Here is a 25,280-nt window from a genome sequence, read left to right as displayed (position 1 = left end):
GGACCGCCGCCTGCCGGCGGGTTGGGTCGGGGTCTTGGGCCGAAACCGCCCGTGGCGGGCGCGCGGAGGGTGAGTCGCGCCTGCCGGGACCGAGCGCCACGGGACCGGGGTGGCGCGTACGGAATATGGATTTGCTCTTTCCGGAAGCCCGCCCCTCGCGAAGCTCTAGCGCGGGATCGCTTGCAGGGCGATGTCGACCGTGGCGTGCAGGCTGGCTCGGTCTACGCCGGCCGCCGCGTGTACGGCGTTGCCCTCGCTCACCACCATGACGTAGCGGGCCAGCGCCACCGGGTCGGTGCCGGCCGGGAGATCGGGGGCCTGGGCCAGGCGGTCGGCCAGCGCGGCCTCGCCGGCCAGCCGGCTCGCGGCCAGGAATTCGGCCGCGGTGCCGCCGGCCAAGCCGCCCTGGATCGACAAACACCCGGCTGGGCGGTCGGTCCGGGTCAGCGCGTCGGCGTTGGACCGCAGGAATTTCTCAATCACCGTGTACGCCGTGGGCTCGGCCAGCGCCTCCCGGGCGTACGCCATGTCGGCCTCGGCGTAGCGGGCCACCGCGCGGTGGAAGAGCTCCTCCTTGTTGCCGTACGCGGCGTACAGGCTCGGGCGGTTGATGCCCATCGCGTCGGTCAGGTCGCTCAGCGAGGCGCCGTCGTAGCCCAGCCGCCAGAACACCTCCACGGCCCGGTCGAGTGTCGCCTCCGCATCGAATCCGCGTGGTCTTCCCTGTGGCATAGCTCATCCTAACCGATCGGTACAGAAGTGCTACGGTCACTTCCATACCAAGCGGTACAGAACTAAGGATGGAAGATCATGGGACAGCTCACCGGCAAGACCGCCCTCGTCACCGGCGCCACCTCGGGCATCGGCCTGGCCGCCGCCCACCGGCTGGCCGCCGAGGGTGCGCACGTCTTCCTGACCGGCCGGCGTCAGGACGCCCTCGACGCGGCCGTCGCCGCGATCGGGGAGAACGCCACCGGCGTGCGCGCCGACGTGGCCAACCTCGAGGACCTCGACCGGGTCTTCGCAGCGATCCGGGAGCGCGGTCAGGGGCTCGACGTGCTGTTCGCGAACGCCGGTGGCGGCGAGTTCGCCGCGCTCGCCGACGTCACCTGGCAGCACTACGCCGACACGTTCAACACCAACGTCGGCGGCACCGTGTTCACCGTGCAGAAGGCGCTGCCGCTGCTCAACCCCGGCTCCTCGGTGATCCTGACCAGCTCCAACATCGACACCAAGGGCGCCGCGTCGTTCAGCGTCTACGCCGCCACCAAGGCCGCGCTGCGCTCGTTCACCCGCAGCTGGGCGGCGGAGCTGGTGGAGAAGGGCATCCGGGTCAACAGCATCGCCCCGGGCCCGATCGCCACCCCGGGCCTCAGCGGCCTGGCGCCCGACCCGGAGTCGGCCGAGCAGCTGTTCAAGGGCCTTGCCTCGGGCGTACCGATGAACCGCCTGGGCCGGCCCGAGGAGATCGCCGACGCGGTGCTCTTCCTGGCTTCCGGCAACAGCAGTTACATGACCGGCGCCGAGATCTACGTCGACGGCGGCGCCAGCCAGGTCTGACCCCGGAACGACATCGGCAGCGCCACCGCGAACGGGTGGCGCTGCCGATCGGTCGTGAGCCCGGGTCAGACCAGCGGGCTGCCGTTCGTCACCGGTGTGGTGACGCTCACCGGCTCGGTCTTCGGCGGGCGGGGGCGGGGGGTCGCCTCGACCACGGGCACGGTGGTGCTGGTGCTCGTACCCGTACCCAGCAGGGTCTTGGCCTTTTCCTGCGCCTGAATCACCGTCGGGCTCTCCCGCACCTTGCGCGCGGTCGCCGCGATCTGCTCGAACTTCTCCCGGCCGGCGCGGGAACCCAGCACGTAACCCACCGCGAACCCGGTGGCCAGCTTAAGCACCTTCATCAGATATCCACTCCGTGTTCTCTCGATCGGCCGAAAATGGGATGCCCGAGGGGGAAAAGCTCAAACCCGCCTGCACGTCATCGTTCGTGCGACCGGACACCACCGAGCGCGGATGGTCCTCGGGGTTCCAGCCCTCGACCGCGTGCTCATCCCGTTTGTGCAGCAGCAGCCAGTCCTTGCCGCGGGTGTGGATCAGGACGAATCGGCCGTGCAGCTTCACGCCGTACAGATCGAAATGAAGCTCGCCGGCGGCCAGAGCCGCCGCCGGATCGTCCGCCTCGCGTGGCACCCAGCTGCCGTTGTCCCAGACGATCACGTCGCCGGTGCCGAGTTTGCCCTCGAAATCGGCGTGCGAAAGCGCGTGGTCCTCGACGTGGTAGGCGCCGCGGCGGACCGCCGGATCGAGCGTCGGACCCTTCGGCACCGCCCAGCTGACCAGCACACCATCGAGCTCGAGCCGCAGATCGTAGTGCAGCCGGCTGGCCCGGTGCCGCTGGACGACAAAGCCACGCTTCATACCGCCTGGAATACCCCGTTCCGAGCGGACAACCAAGTGAACCTATGGTTGTCACCATGGAAAATGATCCGTTCGAGTCCGTGGCGGGCTTCGCCGGGCTGGGTTTGCGGGCGGAACTGCTCCGTGCACTGACCAGCCTCGGCTACGAAGAACCGACCCCGATCCAGCAGGAAGCGATCCCGCCGCTGGTGGCCGGCAACGACCTGGTCGGCCAGGCCGCGACCGGCACCGGCAAGACCGCCGCGTTCGCGCTGCCGGTGCTGCAGGCGCTGGCCGCCGGCCGGCGCGACGCCGGGCCGGGCGCGCTCGTCCTGGTGCCGACCCGCGAGCTGGCCGAGCAGGTGTCCCAGGCCGTCCACCGGTACGGCCGGGAGCTGGGCGTCCGGGTGCTGCCGGTGTACGGCGGACAGCCGATCGGCCGGCAGCTGCAGGCGCTGGCCCGTGGCGTGGACGTCGTCGTCGGCACGCCGGGCCGGGTGCTCGACCACATCGAACGGGGCACGCTGAAGCTCGGCGACGTGCGCACCGTCGTGCTCGACGAGGCCGACGAGATGCTCGACATGGGCTTCGCCGAGGACATCGAGGCGATCCTGGCCGAGACGCCGGAGACCCGGCAGACCGTGCTCTTCTCGGCCACCATGCCGCCCCGGATCGACGGCATCGCCCGGCGCCACCTGCGCAACCCGGTGCGGATCACGATGGGCCGCAAGGGTGTCGAGCCGGGCGAGCTCCCGCTGGTGCGGCAGAGCGCCTACATCGTCGCCCGCGCGCACAAGACGGCCGCCCTCGGCCGGATCCTGGACGTGGAGGCGCCGACCTCGGCGATCGTCTTCTGCCGCACCCGGGAAGAGGTCGACCAGGTCACCGAGACGCTGAACGGCCGCGGGTATCGGGCCGAGGCACTGCACGGCGGGATGAGCCAGGACCAGCGCGACCGGGTGATGAACCGGCTGCGCGCCGGGAGCACCGAGCTGCTTGTCGCGACCGACGTGGCGGCCCGCGGCCTGGACGTGGAACAGCTGACCCACGTGATCAACTTCAATGTGCCGGCCGCCCCCGAGGCGTACGTGCACCGGATCGGCCGGGTCGGCCGGGCCGGCCGCGAGGGCTCGGCGATCACCCTGGCCGAGCCGCGCGAGCAGCGGATGCTCAAGGCCATCGAGCGGCTCACCGGCCAGCGGATCACCCTGGAAAAACTGCCGACGGTCACCGACCTGCGGGCCCGGCGGCTGGAACTTACGCGTACGGCGTTGCAGGCCAGCCTGGAGACCGACGACCTCGAGCGGTTCCGGGTCGTCCTCGACTCGCTGACCGACGAGTTCGACGTGGAGAACATCGCGCTGGCCGCGGTGAAGCTGCTGCACGAGGCGGCCGGCGGTGACGTCGAGGAGGAAGAGATCCCCTCGCCGTCGCCCGCGGCCGGCGACCGTGCTCCGAGCGGCCGGGACCGTGCGGGCGGTGGCCGGCGGGACCGGCCGTCCGACTCGAGCGTGGCCCGGTTGTTCTTCGGCATCGGGCGGCGGGCCGGGCTGCGCCCGCAGGACCTGGTGGGCGCGATCGCCGGCGAGTCGGGGCTGAGTGCCCGGGACATCGGCGCGATCCAGATCACCGACCGGTTCTCGCTGGTCGAGGTGCCGGAGCCGGCCGCCGACATGGTCATCGCCGCGATGCAGCGCAGCACCATCCGGGGCCGCCGCCCGACGGTGCGCCGGGAGCGCTTCGTCCGCTAGTTTTTCGATACGCTCCCGCAACAACCGGTGGTCTTCACTGGGCGGATGAATCTGCGCAGGATCGCCTTCGCCGGCCTGGCTGTCCTCGGCCTGGCCGGCGCGCTGTTCGCGGTGCGGCGGCCGCTCACGATGGCCGCTCCGCGGTGCCTGACCGGGCACTGGCACGGCTGCTACGACACCGAGAACGGCGTGGTTCTGATGACGCTGGTCGGGCTGCCGGTGGCCGTACTCGTGGCCTGGGCTTTGATCTTCTTCCGGCGGGACACCGGCGGCGCGGCGCTGGTGGGCCTGGTCTACGGGACCGTGCCGTGGCTGTGGCTGACCCTGATGCCCGGGCCGGGAGCCGGTGTCGTGCCCGGGCGGGTGAGCCTGATCCCGCTGCGCGACCTGGTCTCGATGGGTGCGTTCGGGATCGGCGGGAACCTGCTGGTCTTCGCGGCGCTGGGGTTCTTCGGGCCGATCCGGTTCGCGGCGCTGGCGTCGCTGCCGCGGATCCTGGTGCTCGGGGCCGGCTGCTCGATCCTGATCGAGACCGCCCAGTACGTCTTCCAGCTGGACCGGGTGTCGTCGGTGGACGACGTGCTGGTCAACGCGGTCGGCGCGATGCTGGCCGGGCTGGCGTCGCGCCGCTGGTGGCGGACCGCCGATCATAGGGTTCAGGCATGCGCGTACTGATCGTGGAGGACGAGCCGTACCTGGCCGAGGCCGTCCGGGACGGTCTGCGGCTGGAGGCGATCGCGGCCGACATCGCCGGTGACGGCGACACCGCCCTGGAGCTGCTGAGCGTCAACTCGTACGACCTGGCGGTGCTCGACCGGGACATTCCCGGGCCGTCCGGCGACGAGGTGGCCCGCCGGATCGTCGCGTCCGGCGACGGGATCCCGATCCTGATGCTCACCGCGGCCGACCGGATCGACGACAAGGCGTCCGGGTTCGAGCTGGGCGCCGACGACTACCTCACCAAGCCGTTCGAGCTGCGGGAACTCGTGCTGCGGCTGCGGGCGCTGGACCGCCGGCGCGGGTACACCCGGCCGCCGGTGCTCCAGATCGCCGGGCTGCGGCTCGACCCGTTCCGCCGGGAGGTCTTCCGGGACGACCGGTACGTCGCGCTGACCCGCAAGCAGTTCGCCGTGCTGGAGGTGCTGGTCGCCGCCGAGGGTGGCCTGGTCAGCGCCGAGGAGCTGCTGGAACGGGCCTGGGACGAGAACGCCGACCCGCTCACCAACGCCGTCCGGATCACGGTCTCGGCCCTGCGTAAACGCCTCGGCGAGCCGTGGATCATCGCGACCGTGCCCGGCGTCGGCTACCGGATCGACCGTGGATAGAGCCTCCGGCCTGAGCGTCCGCCTCAAGCTCACCCTCAGCTACGCCGGGTTCCTGATGGTCGCCGGTGCCCTGCTGCTCACCGCGGTCTGGCTGTTCCTCCTGCGGTACGTCCCCGACCAGGCCACGCTCATCGTGCCCGGCAACAACGAGATGACCGGGATCTTCCCGGTCCGGTCCAGCCTGCTGCGGTTCTTCGCGCCGCGGGCCGCCGTGGTGCTGGCACTCCTGCTGGTCCTGGGTCTGGCGGGCGGGTGGCTGCTGGCCGGCCGGATGCTCGCCCCGCTGGCCCGGATCACCGACGCCACCCGCACCGCCACGGCCGGCGCGCTCGCCCACCGGATCCGGCTGCCCGGCCGCCGGGACGAGTTCCGCGAGCTCGCGGACGCGTTCGACGCCATGCTCGCCCGGCTCGAGGCGCACGTGGCCGAGCAGCAGCGGTTCGCCGCCAACGCCTCGCACGAACTGCGCACGCCGCTGGCCATCTCGCGGGCGCTGCTCGACCTCGCCCGCAAGGACCCGGCCCGGGGCCCGGACGAGCTCATCGACCGCCTGCACACGGTCAACCAGCGGGCGATCGACCTCACCGAGGCCCTGTTGCTGCTCAGCCGGGGCAACGTCGGCACCGAGAGCGTCGACCTCTCGCTGGTCGCCGAGGAGGCCGCGGAAACCCTGCTCCCGCTGGCCGAGCAGCGCCGGATCACCCTGGAGGTGACCGGTGGCGCGGCCCGGGCCAGGGGTTCCGCCGAGCTCCTGGCCCGGATGGTGACGAACCTCGTGCAGAACGCCGTCGTCCACAACCTCCCCGGCGGCGGCACGGTGACCGTCCACACCGAGTCGGACGGCGACATCAGCGTGCTGCGGGTCGAGAACACCGGTCGCCGGCTCCCGCTCGACCTGGTGCCGACCCTGACCGAGCCGTTCCAGCGCGGCACCGAACGGGTGCGCACCGGCGAGCACGCGGGTGCCGGGCTCGGCCTGGCCATCGTGCACAGCATCGTCCGCGCCCACCACGGCACCCTTGACCTGGTCCCCCGTCCCGACGGTGGCCTGCTGGTCACGGTCCGGTTCCCCCGGACCGCCGTCAGGGTCTGGTGAACTGGACGTACGGCTTGTCGCGCATGTAGTCGGCGACCGTGTTCCAGACCGCCGGGTTCACCGTGCCGTGGTCCATGTGCTGGGTGGTCTGCGGCCAGTCGGTGTCGGCCAGGTAGCCGGCCACCACGATCGACGTGGTGCCCAGGATCAGGGCGGCGGTCTTGGAGCTGTCGGTGGTGCCGGTCTTGCCGAAGACCGGGTGCCCGACCACGCCGCGGGCCTGGGGCGCGGTGCCGGAACCGCCGCAGCTGCCGGTCTGGGCCGAGTCGCCGACCGGGCAGCGGGCCGCGTCGACCGCCTGCCGGGCCACCTCGGCGGTGACCACCTGCCGGCAGCTGGGCGCGCCGACGTCGATCTTCCCGCCGTCCCGGTCGAGGATCTGGGTGACCGGCGTCGGGGTGCAGTAGTTGCCGTCGGCGGCCAGGGTGGCGTACGCGTTGGCCAGGTCGAGCGGGGTGGACTCGGAGACGCCCAGGGTGAACGCGCCCCACTGCTCGGCGTTCTCCGGCTGGGCCAGCGTCGCGTCGTTGGAGGCGCGGAACTGGATGCCGAAGTCCTGCGCGGTCGCGACCACGTTCTGCGCCCCGACCTCCTCTTCGAGGGGCACGAAGTAGGTGTTCACCGAGTGCCCGAACGCCGACCACATGTTGTAGGTGCCGGCCTCGCTCTCGCCCGCGTTGCCGGGGCAGTAGAAGTGCGTGCCGGGGCAGGCGGCCGGGCTGCCCGACTGGACGATGTAGTGGGTCTTCGCGACCTTCTCCGCCTTGATCGTCTTGGTCAGCGGGAGGCCCTGCTTCAGGGCGGTCACCATGGTGAACATCTTGAAGGTCGAGCCGGCCTGGTAACCGTCGACGTCGCCGCCACCGCTGATGATCGGGTTGGTGGTGTTGGGGTAGGTGCCCTTGAGGTTCTGGGCGGCCTTCTTCGGGTTCGAGGAGAGGTGGTTCTTCGACTCGTCCAGGCTGTAGGTGCGGTTGGCCGCGAGGGCCAGCACCTGGCCGGTGCCGGGTTGCACCGCCGCCAGCATCAGGGCGTCCTTGCTCTTCTTGGAGATCTGCTGGCCGATCCGCTTGTACGCGGCCGCGGTGGCGTCCAGGTCCATGCTGGTGACGATGCGGTAGCCGCCGTCGTTGAGCCGCCGCTGCCGGTCGTACGTCGTCGAGCCGAACGCCTCCTGCTGCAGCCACCAGCGGGTGAAGTAGTCGCAGAAGAAGCCCCACTGGTTCTTGCTGACCGAGACGCAGCCGTTGCCGACCTTCTTGACCGTCTGCGGGACCTTCTCCTTGAGCGCCGCCTTCTCCTGCACCGCGGTGATCGCGCCGGTGGTGACCATGCCGTCCAGCACGTACGTCCGGCGGGCGACCGCCTGCGGGTAACCGCTGGTGGTGGCCGGGTTGAAGCTGGTCGGCGCCTTCACCAGGCCGGCCAGCAGAGCCGCCTGCGCGACGTCCAGGTCTTTCGGGCTCTTGTTGAAGTAGATCTGGCTGGCCGCGTAGATCCCGTACGCGCCGTTACCGAACGGGGCGATGTTCAGGTAACGCTCGAGGATCTCCTTCTTGCTGAGCTCCTTCTCGAGCTGCAACGCGTACTTCATCTCGGTGATCTTGCGTTTCGGGGTGTCCTGGGACGCGGCGACGACGTCCTTCGGGTCGGTCGCCGAGTATTCCAGCGACAGCCGTACATATTGCATGGTGAGCGTGGAGGCGCCCTGTTTGCTGCCGCCGCTCGAATCGCTCACCAGGGCCCGCAGGGTGCCTTTGAGATCGACGCCGTTGTGGTGGTAGAAATCGCGGTCCTCGGCGGCGACGATCGCGTTCTGCACGTTTACCGAAATCTGCGACAACGGTACGTCGCTGCGGAACTCGTCATACATGACCGCAATCTGCGTCTTGCCGTCGGACGCGTAGATCCGGGTGATCTGCGGCGAGCTGAAGTCGGTCAACTCGCTGGGCAGGGCCTCGTACGCACTCTGGCCCGCCTTGACGGTGAGCCCGGACAACGCGGCGGCCGGAAAGGCCGCGGCCGCCGCCACCACGCCGGTCAGCAGCCCGCACAGCAGCAGGCTTCCCGCATTAGCAAAAACGTTGTGGTCGCGCCGCCGGAACCTGGAATTCACCCCGGCAGGTTACGGGACCAATTCGTGAAACTTCCTGTGAAGTTCCTTGGTTCGAAATGCATCACCGTAAGCCGTCGACGAGCAATTGCAACATACGAGTGGCCTGGGCGACATCGGCGGCGGCCAGCATGATGCCGGCCATGCTGGCCGAGACGTCGGCCGGTTGGACGTCGGCCCGAAGGCTGCCGTCGGCCCGGCCGGCCTCGAGGATGGTGGCGATCGCGCCGTCGAGGTGCGCGCGGGTCTGGCCGGAGCTGATCGCGCCGCTGGCGATCACCGCGCGCAGGGCCTCGGCCATCCCGTGCTTGGTGGCCACGAAGTCCTGATAGCGGTGCATCCACTCGCGCAGGGCGTCGGCCGGCGACCGGTCGGCCAGCAGCTGCCCGGCCAGCGCGCACAGCCGGGTCAGCTCGCTGCGGTAGACCTCCTCGACCAGGGCCTCGCGGGACGGGAAGTTGCGGTACAGCGTGCCGACGCCGACCCCCGCCTCGCGCGCGATGTCCTCGATCTTGACCGGGTCGGGGCCGGCCGCGGTGAGGACCCGGGTGGCCGCGTCGATGATGCGCTGCCGGTTGCGCTGGGCGTCCTTACGGGCGCCGGGGCGCCGCTCCGAATCGGAAAACGGAATCGCCTCCACTTCTGCTAGCCTCGGACGAAGTCAAGCGGAATCGTATCGGGAGGGCCTACCCCATGACCACGTACGGGAAGCTCGGCGAACACGACGTCCTCCGGGTCGGCTTCGGCGCCATGCAGCTGGAACACGGCGACCCCGCCGACGCCGTCAAGGTCCTGCAGCGAGCCGTCGAACTCGGCGTCGACCACCTCGACACCGCCCAGTTCTACGGTCCGGGCACGGTCAACAGCCTGATCAAAACCGCCCTCCATCCGTACGCCGATAGCCTTCGGCTGGTCACCAAGGTCGGCGCCGTCACCCACCCGACCGAGCGCCTCGTCGCCGCCCAGAAGCCGGCCGAGTTGCGGGCCCAGGTCGAGGAAAATCTGCGGGCCCTCGGCACCGACCACCTCGCGGTGGTCAACCTGCGCCGGGCCGACATGACACCGGGCATCGTCGCCACCGGCGAGCAGGCCGTCGACCTGGACAGCCAGCTGGCCGAGCTGATCACCCTGCGCGACGCCGGCAAGATCGGCGGCATCGGCCTGAGCCACGTCAGCCTCGCCCAGCTGCGGCAGGCTCTTCCGGCCGGCATCGTCTGCGTGCAGAACCTCTACAACGTGCTCACCCGCGGCCACGAGGACGTGCTGGCCGAGTGCGCGGCGCACGGCATCGCCTGGGTGCCGTTCTTCCCGCTCGGCTCGGCCTTCGACGGCTTCCCCAGCGTCGGCGGCCACCCGGTGGTCGCCGACCAGGCCGAGCGCCTCGGCATCACCCCCGCCCAGGCCGGGCTGGCCTGGCTGCTCGGGCACAGCCCGCACACGCTGCTGATCCCCGGCACCCGCGACCTCGGCCACCTGGCCGACAACGTCGCGGTGGCCCGGATCGAGCTGGACCCCGAGGCCACCGCGGCTCTCGACGCGCTCAGCTGATGCCCTGGGCGGCCAGCCACGCCAGGGTGTGGTCGGCGACCGCGCGCCAGCCCGAGTCGATGGTGAGCGAGTGGCCCCGGTCCGGGAACTGCTTGAGCTCGGTGGTGGCGGCCGAGTCGCCGTACAGCTTGTAGGTGGCCCGGGTGACCACGTCCGGCACGGTGTGGTCCTGCTGGCCGGAGATCAGCAGCAGCGGGCCGCGGGTGGTGTTGGCGGTGTCGACCGCGGCCGGCGAGTTCCTGGTGAAGTTCGCGAACGCCGCCTCGAACAGCGGCCGGCCCGGCGACGGAACCGTCCAGCGGTCGAACAGGTCACCGGACTCGCGCTCGCCGAGCGCGTTCGCGAACCCGTACCGGAATTGCGCCGGAGTGAGGGAAACGGCCCGGCGCCGGTTCGCGGGGTTGCCGAGAACCGGGAAGCCGGAGCGCAACTGCGCGAACGGCAACGGTTTGACGCCCTTGATCTGCGCCGGGTCGATCGCGATACCGGCCCGGCCGAGCCCGCGCCCGAGCAGCTTCTGGGTGATCAGACCGCCGAACGAGTGCCCGATGATGACCGGCGCGGCCGGCAGCGTCGCGATGACCGCGGCGTAGTGCTCGGTGACGTCGTCGATGCCGTGACCGGCGACCGCTTGCGGGTCGCGGCGGGCGGCCTCGACGGTGTCCGGCTCACCGGGCCAGCCCGGGGCGACCGGGGCGTACCCACGGGCGGCGAAGAGGTCGCTCCACGGCTGCCAGGACGAGGCGTGCAGCCAGAGGCCGTGGATGAACAGGGCCGGCGTGTTCGTCATGCTCGCGAGCATGGCCCGCCAGTCAGAGTCATCGAATCTGTCGGATGACCTAACCGGTCCGCAGTACCTTGCCGAGCGCCGACGCGACCGCGCGCGACTCGGCCGCCGTCATCCGGGATGTGAAATGCCGACGGATGGCGTCGAGGTAGACCGGGGCGGCGTCGCGCAGGCGCTGCCGGCCGGCCTCGGTGATCGATGCGTACGCCGAACGGCGGTCGTCCGGGTTGCTCTCCCGGCTGACCAGGCCGGCCGCCTCCAGCTGGTCGACGACCCGGCTGGCCCGGGTGCGGCTGACCACCGCGACCTGCCCCAGCTCACCCATGCTGAGTCTGCGCTCCGGCGCCGAATTCAACTCCAGGAGTACGTCGTACCAGGTCAGCGGCAGGCGGCAGGCGGCCTGCAGCTCGCGGTCGATCAGCGGAACCAGGGCCGCGTGCACCCGCAGCAGCGCCGCCCACGCGGCCGGATCGGTGTCGCTCATCACCCGAGCGTACCCAACTCCTGTGCGTGCGCACGCATCGATCTAACAATGTGTGTGCGCACGCATATTACTTCGCTTTGGAGTCCGCCATGACCAAGGTTCTGCACATCCTGGAGGACTGGCTGCGCTGGGCCGGCGTCGACGACATCCGCACCGTCCACTTCCGCCCCAACCTGGTCACCGCCGACGCCGAGCAGGCCCGGAGCCTGGCCCACGCCCAGGCCCGAGACCTGGCGAAGAGCTTCCTGCGATGAGGTACGGGCGGCAGGCTTCCCGCCCGCGCCCGGGGTTGCGGCAGAGGCCTGGTGGTGCGGAAGGTCCGGGGCCTCAGACCCGGTGCACGTGCACGCCGCCGGCCAGGCTGTACTCACGCACCTTGACGGTCCGCGAGGCCGGGCTGGTGCGCGGCCCCGAGTCAACCCGCACGCCCCCGAACACGCGGAAGCCCTCGACCTACCAACACAGTTCCCCCGATGACATCCGTCATGCACCCCGGGTCGGCCGTGTCGCATGTACAGTAGGCGCTAGACAAGTTGTCTCTCCACTGTGCACTCAGAAGGTTGATAGCCATGTACGACAGGCATGTTCGTGCTCGAATGATCGACTTCTTCACCCTCGAAGGAATGCCATGGCCGCGGCGGCTGTGGGACATCGGTTCGCTGCTCGCCCTGGAGGAGTTGCTGGAGGCGAGCATCTGGGCTCGGCAACGCGTGCTGTCTCCGGCCGCTGTCGACTGGCAGCGCCACGAATTACTGAAGGTCATCGGCCCTGACATCGGCCTGGGCAGCAAGGAATTGCGCGCCGAACTGACCTCGCTGCTGAGTAAGCCGCTGCCATACCCCAGCACGGCTCACCGCCGCCTACAAGACATCGTTGACCATGCCCGTGAGGGATACCTGAGCCGCTGGGCATCGGCGGCCGCCCGACCTGAGGAACAGCGGCCGCAGCCGGAACGACTCGCTCGCGTCGTTGCAGCGCATCTGCTCGACCTCGGCTACGACGCGAACCACCTGGCTGCGTGGATCGGGCAGCTAGCCCGGCGGCAGGCCATCATCGACGAAGTCCTGCAAGGCGCAGTTGCCCTTGACACCGCCGCGCCGCAGGAGTTCACCGTTCTCGCGGTCCTGGACAATGCGCCTGAACGTGAGCAAGCCCAGAGGCACGAGGCGTGGCTCTCGGGCCGTGAGGTCGTGGATTGGCTGAAACAGCGCGGCCATTCCACCAACGGATTACGCCCCGGCGGCGGCTTTCTCTATCGAATGGTTGCGCGGGATCCCTTCAGCGCGGCAAGCCAGGTCCGCGAACTGGTCGAGCACATGGTGGTGCGATCGTCCTTCGAACGCGGCAACAGGGGTGGGGTCAGAGCTGCCTCAAAACTTTGGGTAGACGAACACCCGGAGCCGATCCCTTTCGTCACGCCGTCCAGGGGAGCTCACGTGCTGTCGCTGGTGAACGAAGGTCGCCTTTACCAGGTCCAGGGGCAACGCACTTTGATCGACGACGCCTTGGAACTGGCAGCGCCGTTGAATCGCGGTGCTCTTGGGCCGGCAGTCGCGGGGGTGTGGGCCGCGATTGAGTCCTTGCTGTCGCATCCGGACGATCCCAGCGATGAGGAACGATCCGGGAAGGCCGTCGCAGCCGACCGGCTGGCGGCTGTAATCGCCTGTTCATGGCCTCGTGCCGAACTGACCGCTCTCGCCCACAGACATCAGCCAGAGACTCCCGATGCTCTCGCATACGCGCTGGCGGCGTGCACGAACAGCCGCGAACGAGCGGCTGCGGTTGCAAAGGCCCTAGCGGCCGGTGAGATGCTCGCACCGACCGAGCGCTTCCGACGCGACTCCGACATCGCGGCGGTGCACCGGATGCGCCGAGTTGTGGCCAATCCTCGAGCAGAGCTAGCGACGACGGCCGCCGTCTTCCGGATCGCGATGAGGCGCCTGTATCGGACTCGCAATATCGTGCTGCACGGCGGCTCCATGCAAGGCGTGGCCTTGAAAGCCGCCCTACGGATCGCCGCGCCGTTGGTGGGTGCCGGACTCGACAAGATTACTTACGCCACGCTGGTCAACGACCTCAGCCCGCTCGCCCTCGCAGCCAGGGCCGAGAACGGCTTGAAATTAGTCGGGGGTGAGACCGGCATGACCGTGGTCGACCTGCTTGACCGCCGCAGTTGACGCCGAAACTCCCGGGAAAGCAAAAGGGCCCCAGCCAAATGGCGGAGGCCCTTGCGAATCTGAGGACGACTATACACGGCCCGGCGGCCAAGAGCCACATTCTTACGGATCAGCGTCGATGCGGTACATAGCGAAACAAGGTCACTGCGGCGGCCAGGCCTACCAGGCCGGAGACGCTTACGCCCCAGGCCAGGCCGGCTAGGCCGGTTACGGCGGAGAGCAGCAGCGGGCCCAGCGCTGCGCCGCCGTCGGCCAGCTCTCGCCACACTCCTAGGAACGTGGGGCGGCCCACGGCCGGGGCGGCGTCGGCGCCGAGGGTGTTCACGATGCCTGAGCCGATGCCGTTGCCCAGGCCGATCACCATGGCCACCGCGGCCAGCGTGAGCACTCCGTGGGTCAGCGGGAGCGCCAGGAAAGACAAGCCCATCACCAGCGTGCACGGCACCGCCACGGCTCGGCGGCCCCAGCGGTCCATGGCCAGGCCGGCCGGGTAGAAGACCAGGGTCTCCACCGCGCCCGCCACGCCGAACAGGATTGATGACGTGCTCGCGTCCAGGCCCAGGTGATGGGCCCAGAGCGGGACCACCACCTGCCGGGTCTGGCGGATGGCCGAGAGCAGCAGCACCCCGATGCCGAGGGTCAGCAGGGTGCGCCGATGGTCGCGGGCGATGGTCCAGGTGGAGATGCCGGACGACGCGGCGGCCGGCGACGCCAGGTCGGGCACCGTGTAGGCGATTACGCCGGCACCCGCGATGGCTACCAGCGATATCGCGTACGCACCGGCCAGGCCGGTCAGCGCGATCACCCCGGCGCCGGCGAACGGGCCTGCGAACGCTCCGATCCGGGCCACGCCGCCGAGCGTGGACATGGCCCGCGCCCGCATCTCGAGTGGTACCACGTCGGTCAGGTACGACTGCCGGGCCAGCTGGAACACCGCCGAGCCGATGCCCATCGCGAACACCGCGGCCGCGAACGTCCACAACCCGAGGTCGAACAGGCACAGCGCGATCGCGGCGACGCTCAGGCCGGCCGCCGCGACCATCGCCCGGCGCTCGCCGAAGCGGGTGGTCAGGGCGCCGGCCGGGATGTTCGCCACCAGCGCCCCGATGCCCATCAGGGCGACGATCAACCCGGCCGCGGCGACCGTGGCGCCGCGCTCGATCGCGCTGATCACGATCACCGGCGCGATGACACCCTGGGAAAACCCGGAGAGCAGCGACGGACCGTACGCCGAGACGGCCACCGACCGCAGCCGGAAGGTGGCGGTGTCAGACATGACCGGCATCCTCCGCGCCGCCCAGCCCCGCCGCCCGAACGCCCTCCCCCAGCGTTGGGTGGAACACACCCGATCAGCGGTTCGTGTGCCACACCTCGACCCCGCCCATCGGCGACGGCTCGCCGAGCACCGAGGTCAGCACCAGCCGTACCTGGGTCCGCTTGTTCCAGTTCGGCAGCAGGACGACGACGCCGGCGTGCCAGTAGTCCAGGTCGGCCTGGATCGCCCGATGCTCGTCGGCGCCGAGCGCGGGTGCGATGCCGGTCTTGCGGATCTGCTCGATGAGGGTGACCGTGTAGCGCGGCTCGCCGAACCAGGTGCCGGTGTTGTCCCGGGGCGGGTCGACCGGACCCAGGAAATACCCACGCGGGGTCGGGAAGGCCAGTTTGCTCAGTGCCGCGATGCGCATGCTGTCCCGGCCGGTGACCATCGCCGGCAGCGGCACCAGCACCACGCTCTGGCCGTCCTTCAAAACTGGCCGCCACATCTCCTGGGTGAAGTACGCCGGCACCGACCGGGTCTGGGAGGTCGGCAGCGGAAGCGGGAACATCGGGATCAGGGCCAGCGCCATCCCGGCCCAGAAGGCGCCGCGGCCGAGGCGCGGGAAGTGCCGGGCCCGGTCGGCGGCCAGGGCGAGCAGCACCCCGGCGATCGTCGTGGTGGCCAGCCCGAACCGAGGTGTGGTCACCAGGTCCACCAGCGGGACGTGCTGGGTCCAGCCGAGCGGAGCCGGGCCGAGCGTGCTGGTGCGGGTGAGCCGCAGCTCGTGCCCGAACGACATGACAAGCAGCACGAAGCCGGCGAACGCCAGGGCGCGCGCCGCCATCGAACGCCACAGCACCGCCACCGACACGATGACCATGAGACAGATGCCGGGCCCCCAGAACATCGAGTCCTCGAGCACGCTGCCGCCGGTGACCTGCCGGGCGATCTCCTCACTGCCGGCGATCGACCGCCGGGGGTAGGCGGCGATCGACCCGAGCGGGGTGGCGTACTGGTCGACCCGGAACGGCACCCCGCTGTAGTGGCCGGCGCCGAAGAACTGGAAGTAGAGCGGATAGGCCAGCAGGACCACGGCGACGCCGGCCCCGACCGCGAGCCCGGGCAGGCACTGCCGCCAGGAGAAGATGAACCCGACCGCGACCAGGGCCAGCGCGATCGCCAACAGCAACAAAAACTCTTCATTCACAAAAACCTGGACCGCGACGAGTACGCCGAGAAGCGCCCCACTGCGCCACGTCCGGCCCGGTTCGCGGAGCCGGATCACCTGCCAGACGATGAACGGGATCACGAAGCCGGCGGTGAAGTTGGGCTGGCCGTTGGCGTGCGCCACGAACCCGGGGGCGAAGCCGGCCCACAGTCCGCCGATCCACGCGGCGACCTTGCTGTCGACCAGGTGCCGGGAGAGCAGCCACCACCAGGCGGTCGCGGTGCCGGCCAGGCCCAGGAAGATCAGCGCCACCACGGTCCAGGCCGGGCCCTTGAGGTGGGTGAGCGGGGCGAGCGGGATGCTGACGGCCAGCATCGAGGTGTTGGCCATCAGGTTGATGCCGTCGGGGAAGTTCAGCTGGGTGGTGAAGAACGGCGACTCGCCGTGGAAGACCACCCGCTCGCCGTGCGCCATCATCGCCAGGAAGAACCCGCTGTCGTCCTGGTTGTGGAACTGCCGCCGGGACGGGTCGTCCCAGAGTTCCCGCACCAGCCAGACGGCCAGGAGCAGGTAACTGGTCAGAGCCGCGGCGTCCGCCCACCGAGCGGAGATCCATTTCACGCACACATGGTGGACGGACGCTCACGGTCTTGGTTGTCCCGTCGGGTTAACAGCACCCGAAGAAAGCTTCACATCACCCGAACGATTACCGCCGCCACCGTCCTCAGTCCGCTACCTCGCCGAACAACGCGTTCTGGACGAGGCGCTGGGCGGCCATCGCGTCCTGGCGTTCCTGGGCCTCGGCCAGCGCCGTCGTGTCCAGGCGGTCGAGGGCGCGGTAGAGGCGCTTGAGGATGCCGATCGAGGTGCGGGCGGCGTCGACCGAGTCCTCCCGGAACGGGAACTGGTCGAGCTGCCACACCCCTTCCCAGTTGTTCTTCCGCAGGGTGTGGAAGTACTCGAAGATCTCGGTCAGGTGCACGGTGCCGACGACCAGGTCGTCGTCCCAGCCGCGCAGGTTGTCGTTGACGTCCATGCCGTAGAGCAGGCCGTGGTCGATCAGCAGCTGGGCGGCGTCGGCCGGCGACTCGCCGCCGTAGAGGCTGTGCCCGAAGTCGAGCAGCACGCCGACGTTGTCCAGGCCGATCTGCTGGATGCCGAGGATCGAGCGGGCGGCCGAGTCCCAGGTCATCTTCACCCGGGGCTCGCGCGGCTTGTACTCGATGGCGAAACGAAGGTCGGGGTGCGCGCCGGCCAGCTCCCGCATCCCGTCCACGGCCAGTTTCCACAGGGTGCGGTGGTCGACCTGGAACGGGTAGTCCCAGCCGTCCTGGCCGGGCCAGATCTTCACGTAGTCGGCGCCGAGCTCGCGGACGATCCCGGCCGACTCGTGCATGAGGTCGAGGGCCTGCTTGCGTACGCCCGGGTCGGGGTTGGTGAATGCGCCCTTGGCAAATTTGCGCAAGTAGATCTCGGGGGTGATGCCGATCGCGGTCAGGCCTTGCGCGGCCAGCGCGTCCTTGACCTCGGACAGGCCGACGCCCGGGGTGAACGGATAGTTGAGGTCGACCACCGACAGGTCCTCGACCTGTCCGGCCAGCTCGATCGCGTCCAGGGTGGTGCGGGCCGGGCCGTAACCGTCGCTGGCGTACCGGTCGACGTAGGTGGCGAAGTGCCAGAGTCCGGCTCCGAAGCGGGGGTAGTCGGTCATGTCAGCTCCTTGCTGCGGGGGTGCGGGCCCGGGCCACCGCGTCGCGCCAGGCGTGGCGGACGGCCGGGTCGCGGGGACGGGGTTCGAAGTCGTCGTACTCGAGGGGCCGGGCGATGCCGCCGGCCAGGAAGGCCGCGCCGAGCGCGGAGAGGCTTGCGGTCCGGGCCCGCTTGACGGGTACGCCGGTCAGGTCCGCCTGAATCTGCATGAGCTGGTCGTTCTCGCTGGCGCCCCCGTCCGCGAGGATCCGGCCGGCACCGCCCATCGCGTCGACGACGTCGGCGACCTGGTGGGCGATCGACTCGATGGCGGCACGGGCCAGCTGCTCCGGGCGGGTGCCGAGGGTGAGACCGCTGACCAGGCCGACCGCGGTGTCGTCCCACCAGGGCGCGGCCAGCCCACCGAAGCCCGGCACGAGATGGACGCCGTCGCTCGCCGCCGACCGAGCCATTTCTCCGATCTGCGCCGCCGAGACGCCGAGGAAGTCGGCCAGCCAGGCAACGGTGGAGCCCGACGAGCGGATGTTGCCCTCGGCGGCGAGCCGGTCGTTCCAGGCGATGGTGAGGCAGACGGCGTCGCCGGCGACCTCGCCGAGGCGCATGACCGAGGAGCCGGTGCCGTAGGTCGCCTTCACGTCGCCCTCGCCGGCGCCGTGCGCGTAGAGGGCCGCGTGCGAATCGCCGAGCACGGCGGTGATCGGCAGGCCGGCCAGCACTCCCCCGCGCTCGGAGATCCGGCCCAGCTCGCCGTTCGATGGGGTGATCTCCGGCAACGCCGCCGCCGGGATGCCGAACAGGTCGAGCAGCTCCTCGCTCCACCGCCCGGCCCGCACGTCGAGCAACTGGGTGCGCGAGGCGTTGCCGACCTCGATCTGATGGTTGCCGGTCAGCGCGAACAGCAACCAGGAGTCGACCGTGCCGACTGCCGCCGACGGGGTGCGGTCGAGCAGCCACCGGAACTTGGCCGCGCTGAACATCGGGTCGAGCGGGAGACCGCTGACCGCCCGTACCACCTCGGCGTCTTTTCGGAGGCCTTCGCAGACGGCCAGCGCGCGCTGGTCCTGCCAGCCCAGCACCGGGCCGGCTGGAAGGCCGGTGTGCCGGTCCCAGACCACCGCCGATTCGCGCTGGGTGCTGAGGCCGACCGCCGCGACCGCCCCGCGCGGCACCCCGTCGAGGCATCGCGCGGCCGCGACCAGGACGCTGTCCAGGATCTCGCCGGCGTCCTGCTCGACCCAGCCGGGCCGCGGATAGCGGATCGGCACCGGCGCGCTCGCCTCCCGCACGACCGCGCCGGCCGCGTCGACCAGCAGGCACTTGGTCGAGCTGGTGCCCTGGTCGATCGCGAGGACGAGCCGGTCAGACATGGGCGAGCTCCACGGCGGCCGCGCGGATGTCGGCGGCGGTCAGGCCGAAGTGCTCCAGGAGGAAGTCGGTGTTGCCGGTCGGGGCGAACTCGCGGTGCACGCCCAGCATCCGCATCTTGACCGGGGACGGGGACGAGACGACCACGGCGGCGACCGCGGCGCCCAGGCCGCCGGTGGTGGTGGCCTCCTCGGCGGTCACGATGCCGCGGGTCTCCCGGGCGGCCGCGAGGACCGCCTGCTCGTCCAGCGGCGCGATGGTCGACATGTTCAGCACCCGGATCGAGACGCCCTGGTCGGCGGCCTCGGCGGCGGCCTCCAGCGCGCGCGAGACCATCGTGCCGGTGGCCACCACGGTGATGTCGGTGCCGTCCCGCAGCAGGCCGGCGGTGCCGAAGGTGAACGAGTCGGTCACCGCGGGAACCTTGAACCGGCCGATCCGCAGGAAGACCGGGGTGGCGGCGGCCGCGGCCCAGCGCACCGCGGCCCGGGTCTCGTCGGGGTCGGCCGGCACCACGATGCCGAGCCCGGCGATCGCCCGCAGCCAGGAGAGGTCCTCGATCGAGTGGTGGGTCGGGCCGAGTTCGCCGTAGGCCATGCCGGGGCTCATCCCGCACAGCACGACCGGCGACTGGCTGTACGCGACGTCGGCCTTGATCTGTTCGAGGGCCCGGCCGGTCAGGAACGGCGACGCGCCGCAGACGAACGGGATGTAGCCGGACAGGGCGAGACCGGCGCCGACGCCGACCATGTCCTGCTCGGCGATGCCCACGTTGATCAGCCGGTCCGGGAACTCCTGCTGGAAGCCGACCAGATTGCTGGAACCCACCGAGTCGTTGCAGACCGCCACGATCCGCTCGTCCTGTTTGGCCAGCGCGATCAACTCGTCGGCGAAGGCGACCCGGCAGTCGAAGGTTTCCTGGGTCAAAAAGCTCATCGGGCCAGCTCCACCGCGGCGAGGGCGATCTGCTCGGCGGACGGCACCTTGTGGTGCCACTCGACGCGGTCCTCCATGAACGAGACGCCCCTTCCCTTGATCGTGTTGGCGATGACGCAGGTCGGACGCTCGCCGCGCGGTGCGGTGAAGACATCCAGCAGCTCTAGATGATCATGTCCGTCGACCACGTGCACGTCCCAGCCGAATGCCCGGAACTTGTCGTCGAGCGGGTCGAGCGCGCTGGTCTCCTCGGTGCGGGCGCCCTGCTGGAGACGGTTGCGGTCGACGACCGCGGTGAGGTTGGCCAGGCGGCGGTGCCCGGCCGTCATCGCCGCCTCCCAGTTGCTGCCCTCCTGCAGTTCGCCGTCGCCGAGCACCACGTACACGTGCCGTTCGGAGGCGGCCAGCCGGCCGGCCACCGCCATGCCGACCGAGACCGGCAGGCCGTGGCCGAGCGGCCCGGTGTTGGTCTCCACCCCGGGCACCTTGACCCGGTTGGGGTGCCCGTTGAGCGCGGACAGCGGCGCGGCGAACGTCGCCAGCTCGGCCGGGGCGAAGAAGCCGGCCGCGGCCAGGGTCGAGTAGAGCGCGCCGGCGGTGTGGCCCTTGCTCAGCACGAGGCGGTCGCGGTCGGGCCACTCGGGGTGCTCCGGGTCGACCCGGAGCACTCCGAAGAACAGCGTGGTGAGGATGTCGAGCACGGACATGTCACCGCCCACGTGTCCCAGGCCGGCCCGGCCGATCATCTCCAGGTCGGCGGCGCGGGACTGGTTGGCCCGCTGCCGCAACAGCTCGCGGCGTCGCTCCGGTGCGGCCTCGGCGATCTCCTGCCGGAGCAGGCGCCAGGCGGCAGCGGTACGGGGGTCGGCGACCAGCATGGTGTTCCTCTCGTTTGGTGCGGGGTTCAGGAGACCGCGAAGTCCGTGACCGACTTGGCGTTGTCCGGGTTGACCAGGACGCAGTCGACCGACTGCTTCTCCGGCTGGTCGGTCTTGCCGCCGGCCTTGATGTACGCGTCGGCCTGGTCGACGGCCATCTCCGAGATCTTGGAGGCGGGCTGGAGCACGGTGGCCTTGATGCCGTTCTTGAGGATCGAGGCGACCACGTCGGGGCTGCCGTCGAAGCCGACGACCACGATGTCCTTCTTGGCGGCCTGCACCGCGGCCCACGCTCCGAGCGCCATGGTGTCGTTGCCGGCGATGATGCCCTTGATGTTGGGGTGGGCCTGCAGGATCGTCTGGGTCTTCTGCAGTGCCTCGGCCTGGTCCCAGTTGGCGCTCTGCTGGGCGACCATCTTCAGGTCCGGGAATTGATCGAGTACGCCGTGGTAGCCCTGCGACCGCACGCCCGCGTTGGTGTCGGTGGGCTTGCCGGTCAGCTCGGCGTACTCGCCCTTGTTGCCCATCAGCTTGGCGAACTCCTGGCCGCCGAGGCCGGCGCCCTGGGCGTTGTTGGAGACGATCTGGGCGACCGCGACACCGGTCTTGTTGATCTCCCGGTCGACCAGGAAGGTCGGGATGCCGGCGTCCTTGGCCCGCTGGATCGCGGTGACCGAGGCGTCCGCGCCGGCGTTGTCCAGGATGATCGCGGCGGCCTTGCGGGAGATCGCGGTGTCGATCTCCTGGCTCTGCTTGGTCGGGTCGTCGTCGTGGCTGAGCACCAGGGTCTCGTAGCCGAGCTTCTTGGCCTGGGCGGACGCGGCGTCCTGCTCGGCCTTGAAGAACACGTTGTCCGGCGACGGCGTGATGATCACGATGAGCTTCGAGGCGGCCGGCGCGGACGCGCCGGAGTCACCCGACGAGGAAGCGGAGTCGTCGCCTCCACAGGCGGTCAGGGTGAGAAGTGAAGCGGCAGTTGCGGCAATGAGGAGTTTTTTGAACATGGGGGATCCCTTTCAGGCCGTGCGCTTGGTGAGACCTGACTGCAGGCGCTGCTGCGCCTGCTCGGTGATGACGGCGAAGACGATGACGGCGCCCTTGACGACCGACTGCCAGAAGGTGGAGACCCCCACCAGGACCAGGCCGTCGCTGAGGAAGCCGATGACGAAGGCACCCATGACGGTGCCGATGATGGTGCCGCGGCCACCGGCCAGGGCGGTGCCGCCGAGGACCGCCGCGGCGATCGCGTTCAGCTCGTACGTGGTGGCGGTGTCCGGGTAGGCGGCGCCCAGCTCCGAGGTGAGAAGCAGGCCGGCCAGGGCGGCGCAGGCACCCGAAATGACGTACACCGCGATCTTGACCCGATTGACCCGGATGCCGGAGAGAACCGCGGCGCGTTCGTTGCCGCCCACCGCGAAGATCCGGCGCCCGAAGGGCGTCTTGGTGGTGACCACGATGGCCGCGACCGCGACCAGCACCATGATCCAGACCGCGACCGGGATGCCGAGCAGGCTGTCCACCCCGATGAAGTGGAAGCCGGTGTTGCCCCGGGCGTCCGTTCCGGCCAGATCCGGGTAGGTACCGCCGTTGCTGTGCAGCTGGGCCAGGCCGCGAGCGACGTACAGCATGCCGAGGGTGGCGATGAACGGCGCCACCTTGAACCGGGTGATCAGTACGCCGTTGACCGCGCCGACCAGCGCGCCCACCACGATGCCGATCAGGATGACCACGGCCACCGAGAAGAAGACCGTGCCGCCCGGGAAGTTCAGCCCCTTGAACAGCAGCCCGCCGGAAACCATGCTGGCCAGCCCGGCGATCGAGCCGACCGACAGATCGATACCGCCGGTGAGGATGACGAACGTGACGCCGATGGCCAGGATCGCGTTGATGGCCACGTGCTTGGTCATCAGGATCAGGTTGCTCTGCGTCAGGTACTCGCCCGAGATGGCCGAGAAAATCACGATCAAAAGGACGAGGACCACGAGGGTACGGCCACGGAGCAACAGCAACGCGGCCTTCGCGAGAGCTTGGTTCCGCGGGGCGTCCGGTGGTGGGGCAGCGGTCTTTGCCGGCGCCGCGACGTGGGTGTCGGTCATTGCTGGCCCTCCAGGACACTCTCGGAAGCGGAGGCGGTGACGAGGGCCTCCTCGGTGACGTTCTGCGCGGTGAACTCGGCGGTGATCCGGCCCCGGGCCATCACCAGCACCCGGTCGGCCATCGCCATCACCTCGGCCAGCTCGGACGAGATGAACAGCACGCCGAAGCCCTGCGCGGCGAGGTCGGCCATCAGCGCGGCGATCTGCGACTTGGCGCCGACGTCGATGCCCCGGGTGGGCTCGTCGAGCAGCAGCACGACCGGTTCGGTGAGCAGGGCCCGGGCCAGCACCACCTTCTGCTGGTTGCCACCGGACAGCGAGGTCACGGCGGCGGCCAGGCCGGGGCTCTTGATGGCCAGTTCGCGCACCTTGGCGTCGGCGGTCCTCTGCTCGGCACCGCCGGAGAGAAGCCCGGCGCGGGTGAAGCGGGCCACGGTGGCGAGCAGGATGTTGTCGCGGACGGACATGGTCTGCACCAGGCCGTCACGCTGCCGGTCCTCCGGAACCAGGGCCAGGCCGGCGGCCATCCGGGCCTGCACCGTCCCGCGGGTTTCCGGCTTTCCCCGCACGGCGACCGAGCCGGCCTCCGCCTTACGCATGCCCATCAGGCATTCCATGAGCTCAGTGCGGCCGGCCCCCATCAGGCCGTAGATGCCGACCACCTCGCCCGCCCGGACGCTGAGCGAGACGTCGTGGAAGCCGGGGGCGGTCAGCTCCCGTACCTCCAGAAGCAGGTCGCCGACCGGGGAGCTGTTGCGGACGTAGAGCGAGTCGGGGTCGCGGCCGACCATCTGCCGGACTATCCAGCCGGTGTCGGTCTTGTCCATCGACTCGTGCGCGACCAGGCTGCCGTCCCGGAAAACGGTGACCCAGTCGCCGATCCGGCGGAACTCGTCGAGCTTGTGCGAGATGTAGATGACCGTGACGTCCTGCGCGCGCAGGTCGGCCATCACCCCGAACAGCACGTCGACCTCGTGGTTGGACAGCGCCGAGGTGGGCTCGTCCATGATCAGCACGCGGACGTCCTCGAGCAGCGCCCGGCCGATCTCGACCAACTGCTGCTGGCCGATCGGAAAGTCACCCACCGCCGTGTCCAAGCTGAGATGGCCTTGGCCAAGCCGGGCGAGAACCTCCACCGCGCGCCGGCGCTGCTCCGCGGTGTCCACGAACAGGCCGCCGCGCCGCAATTCGCGACCGGCGAACATGTTCTCGGCGATCGACAGGTTCGGGAAGAGCGACAACTCCTGGTGGATGATCCCGATGCCCAGTGCCTGCGCGGCGCGCGGGCTGCCGAGGACCACCGGCTCGCCGTCCAGCCGGATCTCGCCGCTGGTGGGCTGCTCGGAGCCGGAGAGGATCTTCATGAGCGTCGACTTGCCGGCGCCGTTCTCGCCGACCAGCACGTTGACCTTGCCCTGGTGGGCGGTGAAGGTGACGTCCTTGAGCGCCCGTACGCCGCCGTAGTTCTTGCTGATGTCTATTGCTTCCAGAACCCCGGTCACGGCGTCACCGTCAGCTCGGTCGGGACCAGGAAGATCGTGCCGGGCGCGAGTGCGGAGAAGGCGCCGTAGAAGTCGATCTTCTTGCCCTTGACCGCGGCCAGGTCGACCTTGGCGATCACGTCGGCCTTGACCCGGCTGTTGATCTGGTTGGCCACCTCGGCGTAATCGATCTGGTTGGTGAAGTCGCCGAACGCGATGAAACCGACCCCGTCCCGCAGCGCGGTGCCGGCGATCACCGGCCCGGTCGCGATGGTCACCTTCAGGTCCCCGACCTGCACCGTCATCGGCCCGGTCGGCACCGACTTGTCGACCTCGGTGACCGTCCCCGAGCCCTTGACCAGGTAGGCGAACGGGCTGCCGGTGCCGGACTGATGGCCGTACTCCTTACCCGCAGCCTCCGGGTCCTTGGCGATCGCCGCGGCCACCGCGGTCACGTCGACCGCCTTGTCGTGCACGGTCGGCACGATCTTCGCGGCCCAGTTGTCCGCGACATACGTCTTCGGATCGGTCGCCGACGGCCCGGCCGCGACCGAACCGTCCTTCTCGTACACATAAACGCCCGGCACCTTCGCGCAGCCGGTGACGAGGGCTGCCACGAGGACGAGGGCGGCCGCTCGGGGGATCACCTTCATGCTGAATATCCATTCATGGGCGACTGGCCATGCGCCTACTGTGAACGCTGGATG

General features: G+C 70.0%; 25 protein-coding genes. 8 read left to right on the top strand and 17 right to left on the bottom strand.

Annotation, left to right across the window (positions count from 1 at the left end):
* Positions 1-165: 165 nt before the first annotated feature.
* Positions 166-732: a TetR/AcrR family transcriptional regulator gene (locus Ate02nite_RS22440; RefSeq protein ID WP_203808621.1), complete on the bottom strand. Its 567-nt coding sequence runs from the start codon at positions 730-732 to the stop codon at positions 166-168.
* 78 nt (positions 733-810) lie between these two features.
* Here Ate02nite_RS22440 and Ate02nite_RS22435 point away from each other — a divergent pair, with 78 nt between their 5' ends.
* Positions 811-1,560: an SDR family NAD(P)-dependent oxidoreductase gene (locus Ate02nite_RS22435; RefSeq protein ID WP_203808619.1), complete on the top strand. Its 750-nt coding sequence runs from the start codon at positions 811-813 to the stop codon at positions 1,558-1,560.
* Between the two features lie 65 nt (positions 1,561-1,625).
* Here Ate02nite_RS22435 and Ate02nite_RS22430 read toward each other — a convergent pair whose 3' ends face one another.
* Positions 1,626-1,904: a hypothetical protein gene (locus tag Ate02nite_RS22430; protein ID WP_203808737.1), complete on the bottom strand. Its 279-nt coding sequence runs from the start codon at positions 1,902-1,904 to the stop codon at positions 1,626-1,628.
* Positions 1,891-2,421 (bottom strand): DNA polymerase ligase N-terminal domain-containing protein, encoded by a 531-nt coding sequence (locus Ate02nite_RS22425; RefSeq protein ID WP_203808617.1) that lies wholly within the window; start codon positions 2,419-2,421, stop codon positions 1,891-1,893. Before Ate02nite_RS22425 ends, Ate02nite_RS22430 begins: the two co-directional genes overlap by 14 nt.
* 56 nt (positions 2,422-2,477) lie before the next feature.
* Here Ate02nite_RS22425 and Ate02nite_RS22420 point away from each other — a divergent pair, with 56 nt between their 5' ends.
* Genes Ate02nite_RS22420 through Ate02nite_RS22405 form a run of 4 tightly spaced genes read left to right on the top strand, consistent with a single transcriptional unit; the run spans position 2,478 to position 6,572 of the window.
* Complete coding sequence (locus Ate02nite_RS22420; protein WP_203808615.1) at positions 2,478-4,151, top strand: DEAD/DEAH box helicase; 1,674 nt, start codon at positions 2,478-2,480, stop codon at positions 4,149-4,151.
* Positions 4,152-4,196: 45 nt separating this feature from the next.
* The gene (locus tag Ate02nite_RS22415) at positions 4,197-4,826 is read left to right on the top strand and encodes a VanZ family protein (protein ID WP_203808613.1); all 630 of its coding nucleotides are present in this window, start codon (positions 4,197-4,199) and stop codon (positions 4,824-4,826) included.
* Positions 4,814-5,476 (top strand): response regulator transcription factor, encoded by a 663-nt coding sequence (locus tag Ate02nite_RS22410; protein WP_203808612.1) that lies wholly within the window; start codon positions 4,814-4,816, stop codon positions 5,474-5,476. Before Ate02nite_RS22415 ends, Ate02nite_RS22410 begins: the two co-directional genes overlap by 13 nt.
* Positions 5,469-6,572, top strand: a complete 1,104-nt coding sequence (locus tag Ate02nite_RS22405; protein ID WP_203808610.1) for a sensor histidine kinase — start codon at positions 5,469-5,471, stop codon at positions 6,570-6,572. Before Ate02nite_RS22410 ends, Ate02nite_RS22405 begins: the two co-directional genes overlap by 8 nt.
* Here the strand turns inward: Ate02nite_RS22405 and Ate02nite_RS22400 are convergent.
* Complete coding sequence (locus Ate02nite_RS22400) at positions 6,559-8,688, bottom strand: transglycosylase domain-containing protein (RefSeq protein WP_239147600.1); 2,130 nt, start codon at positions 8,686-8,688, stop codon at positions 6,559-6,561. The two genes, Ate02nite_RS22405 and Ate02nite_RS22400, sit on opposite strands and share 14 nt — an antisense overlap.
* A gap of 61 nt (positions 8,689-8,749) precedes the next feature.
* Complete coding sequence (locus Ate02nite_RS22395) at positions 8,750-9,325, bottom strand: TetR/AcrR family transcriptional regulator (RefSeq protein WP_239147599.1); 576 nt, start codon at positions 9,323-9,325, stop codon at positions 8,750-8,752.
* A 53-nt stretch (positions 9,326-9,378) separates the two neighbouring features.
* Here Ate02nite_RS22395 and Ate02nite_RS22390 point away from each other — a divergent pair, with 53 nt between their 5' ends.
* Positions 9,379-10,233 (top strand): aldo/keto reductase, encoded by an 855-nt coding sequence (locus tag Ate02nite_RS22390; protein ID WP_203808608.1) that lies wholly within the window; start codon positions 9,379-9,381, stop codon positions 10,231-10,233.
* On the opposite strand, the gene Ate02nite_RS22385 is transcribed toward Ate02nite_RS22390, so the two are convergent.
* Together Ate02nite_RS22385 and Ate02nite_RS22380 are read right to left on the bottom strand one after the other, a co-directional pair.
* Positions 10,226-11,023: an alpha/beta hydrolase gene (locus Ate02nite_RS22385; RefSeq protein WP_239147598.1), complete on the bottom strand. Its 798-nt coding sequence runs from the start codon at positions 11,021-11,023 to the stop codon at positions 10,226-10,228. The two genes, Ate02nite_RS22390 and Ate02nite_RS22385, sit on opposite strands and share 8 nt — an antisense overlap.
* A gap of 49 nt (positions 11,024-11,072) precedes the next feature.
* Positions 11,073-11,504: a MarR family winged helix-turn-helix transcriptional regulator gene (locus Ate02nite_RS22380; RefSeq protein WP_203808604.1), complete on the bottom strand. Its 432-nt coding sequence runs from the start codon at positions 11,502-11,504 to the stop codon at positions 11,073-11,075.
* An 89-nt stretch (positions 11,505-11,593) separates the two neighbouring features.
* Here Ate02nite_RS22380 and Ate02nite_RS22375 point away from each other — a divergent pair, with 89 nt between their 5' ends.
* Both Ate02nite_RS22375 and Ate02nite_RS22370 read left to right on the top strand, forming a co-directional pair.
* A complete protein-coding gene (locus tag Ate02nite_RS22375) occupies positions 11,594-11,758 on the top strand; it encodes a hypothetical protein (protein ID WP_203808602.1) in 165 nt (54 codons plus the stop codon).
* A gap of 342 nt (positions 11,759-12,100) precedes the next feature.
* Positions 12,101-13,681, top strand: a complete 1,581-nt coding sequence (locus Ate02nite_RS22370) for a hypothetical protein (RefSeq protein WP_203808599.1) — start codon at positions 12,101-12,103, stop codon at positions 13,679-13,681.
* Between the two features lie 109 nt (positions 13,682-13,790).
* On the opposite strand, the gene Ate02nite_RS22365 is transcribed toward Ate02nite_RS22370, so the two are convergent.
* The 10 genes from Ate02nite_RS22365 to Ate02nite_RS22320 all read right to left on the bottom strand — a co-directional run bounded on the left by Ate02nite_RS22365 (position 13,791) and on the right by Ate02nite_RS22320 (position 25,226).
* Positions 13,791-14,957 carry an MFS transporter gene (locus Ate02nite_RS22365; protein ID WP_203808597.1) on the bottom strand — a complete coding sequence of 389 codons (1,167 nt, stop codon included), beginning with the start codon at positions 14,955-14,957 and terminating at the stop codon, positions 13,791-13,793.
* Positions 14,958-15,030: 73 nt separating this feature from the next.
* Complete coding sequence (locus Ate02nite_RS22360; RefSeq protein WP_203808595.1) at positions 15,031-16,728, bottom strand: DUF6311 domain-containing protein; 1,698 nt, start codon at positions 16,726-16,728, stop codon at positions 15,031-15,033.
* A gap of 103 nt (positions 16,729-16,831) precedes the next feature.
* Entirely contained in the window at positions 16,832-17,818 is a 987-nt protein-coding gene (locus tag Ate02nite_RS22355) for a TIM barrel protein (protein ID WP_203808593.1), read from the bottom strand.
* 1 nt (position 17,819) lies between these two features.
* The gene (locus Ate02nite_RS22350) at positions 17,820-19,184 is read right to left on the bottom strand and encodes an FGGY family carbohydrate kinase (protein WP_203808591.1); all 1,365 of its coding nucleotides are present in this window, start codon (positions 19,182-19,184) and stop codon (positions 17,820-17,822) included.
* Entirely contained in the window at positions 19,177-20,118 is a 942-nt protein-coding gene (locus Ate02nite_RS22345) for a transketolase family protein (RefSeq protein WP_203808589.1), read from the bottom strand. The genes Ate02nite_RS22350 and Ate02nite_RS22345 overlap by 8 nt, the downstream gene beginning before the upstream one ends.
* Positions 20,115-20,996, bottom strand: a complete 882-nt coding sequence (locus Ate02nite_RS22340; protein ID WP_203808587.1) for a transketolase — start codon at positions 20,994-20,996, stop codon at positions 20,115-20,117. Before Ate02nite_RS22340 ends, Ate02nite_RS22345 begins: the two co-directional genes overlap by 4 nt.
* A gap of 26 nt (positions 20,997-21,022) precedes the next feature.
* Positions 21,023-22,000 carry a D-ribose ABC transporter substrate-binding protein gene (locus Ate02nite_RS22335; protein ID WP_203808585.1) on the bottom strand — a complete coding sequence of 326 codons (978 nt, stop codon included), beginning with the start codon at positions 21,998-22,000 and terminating at the stop codon, positions 21,023-21,025.
* A 12-nt stretch (positions 22,001-22,012) separates the two neighbouring features.
* Positions 22,013-23,092, bottom strand: coding sequence for an ABC transporter permease (locus Ate02nite_RS22330; RefSeq protein WP_203808583.1), 1,080 nt, complete (start codon positions 23,090-23,092; stop codon positions 22,013-22,015).
* Positions 23,089-24,594, bottom strand: a complete 1,506-nt coding sequence (locus Ate02nite_RS22325) for a sugar ABC transporter ATP-binding protein (protein WP_203808581.1) — start codon at positions 24,592-24,594, stop codon at positions 23,089-23,091. Before Ate02nite_RS22325 ends, Ate02nite_RS22330 begins: the two co-directional genes overlap by 4 nt.
* Positions 24,591-25,226, bottom strand: coding sequence for a DUF2291 family protein (locus Ate02nite_RS22320; protein ID WP_203808579.1), 636 nt, complete (start codon positions 25,224-25,226; stop codon positions 24,591-24,593). The genes Ate02nite_RS22325 and Ate02nite_RS22320 overlap by 4 nt, the downstream gene beginning before the upstream one ends.
* Positions 25,227-25,280: the final 54 nt, after the last annotated feature.

The sequence above is a fragment of the Paractinoplanes tereljensis genome (assembly GCF_016862435.1).
Classification (GTDB): domain Bacteria; phylum Actinomycetota; class Actinomycetes; order Mycobacteriales; family Micromonosporaceae; genus Actinoplanes; species Actinoplanes tereljensis.
The sequence above is the reverse complement of the archived record's forward strand: the minus strand, read 5'-3'. Positions and strand labels throughout refer to the sequence as shown.

Coding starts and splice junctions, on each gene's coding strand:
- Ate02nite_RS22440 (WP_203808621.1), bottom strand. CDS start 732: ATGCCACAGGGAAGACCACGCGGATTCGATGCGGAGGCGACACTCGAC.
- Ate02nite_RS22435 (WP_203808619.1), top strand. CDS start 811: ATGGGACAGCTCACCGGCAAGACCGCCCTCGTCACCGGCGCCACCTCG.
- Ate02nite_RS22430 (WP_203808737.1), bottom strand. CDS start 1,904: ATGAAGGTGCTTAAGCTGGCCACCGGGTTCGCGGTGGGTTACGTGCTG.
- Ate02nite_RS22425 (WP_203808617.1), bottom strand. CDS start 2,421: ATGAAGCGTGGCTTTGTCGTCCAGCGGCACCGGGCCAGCCGGCTGCAC.
- Ate02nite_RS22420 (WP_203808615.1), top strand. CDS start 2,478: ATGGAAAATGATCCGTTCGAGTCCGTGGCGGGCTTCGCCGGGCTGGGT.
- Ate02nite_RS22415 (WP_203808613.1), top strand. CDS start 4,197: ATGAATCTGCGCAGGATCGCCTTCGCCGGCCTGGCTGTCCTCGGCCTG.
- Ate02nite_RS22410 (WP_203808612.1), top strand. CDS start 4,814: ATGCGCGTACTGATCGTGGAGGACGAGCCGTACCTGGCCGAGGCCGTC.
- Ate02nite_RS22390 (WP_203808608.1), top strand. CDS start 9,379: ATGACCACGTACGGGAAGCTCGGCGAACACGACGTCCTCCGGGTCGGC.
- Ate02nite_RS22385 (WP_239147598.1), bottom strand. CDS start 11,023: ATGACGAACACGCCGGCCCTGTTCATCCACGGCCTCTGGCTGCACGCC.
- Ate02nite_RS22380 (WP_203808604.1), bottom strand. CDS start 11,504: ATGAGCGACACCGATCCGGCCGCGTGGGCGGCGCTGCTGCGGGTGCAC.
- Ate02nite_RS22375 (WP_203808602.1), top strand. CDS start 11,594: ATGACCAAGGTTCTGCACATCCTGGAGGACTGGCTGCGCTGGGCCGGC.
- Ate02nite_RS22370 (WP_203808599.1), top strand. CDS start 12,101: ATGATCGACTTCTTCACCCTCGAAGGAATGCCATGGCCGCGGCGGCTG.
- Ate02nite_RS22365 (WP_203808597.1), bottom strand. CDS start 14,957: ATGTCTGACACCGCCACCTTCCGGCTGCGGTCGGTGGCCGTCTCGGCG.
- Ate02nite_RS22355 (WP_203808593.1), bottom strand. CDS start 17,818: ATGACCGACTACCCCCGCTTCGGAGCCGGACTCTGGCACTTCGCCACC.
- Ate02nite_RS22350 (WP_203808591.1), bottom strand. CDS start 19,184: ATGTCTGACCGGCTCGTCCTCGCGATCGACCAGGGCACCAGCTCGACC.
- Ate02nite_RS22345 (WP_203808589.1), bottom strand. CDS start 20,118: ATGAGCTTTTTGACCCAGGAAACCTTCGACTGCCGGGTCGCCTTCGCC.
- Ate02nite_RS22340 (WP_203808587.1), bottom strand. CDS start 20,996: ATGCTGGTCGCCGACCCCCGTACCGCTGCCGCCTGGCGCCTGCTCCGG.
- Ate02nite_RS22335 (WP_203808585.1), bottom strand. CDS start 22,000: ATGTTCAAAAAACTCCTCATTGCCGCAACTGCCGCTTCACTTCTCACC.
- Ate02nite_RS22330 (WP_203808583.1), bottom strand. CDS start 23,092: ATGACCGACACCCACGTCGCGGCGCCGGCAAAGACCGCTGCCCCACCA.
- Ate02nite_RS22320 (WP_203808579.1), bottom strand. CDS start 25,226: ATGAAGGTGATCCCCCGAGCGGCCGCCCTCGTCCTCGTGGCAGCCCTC.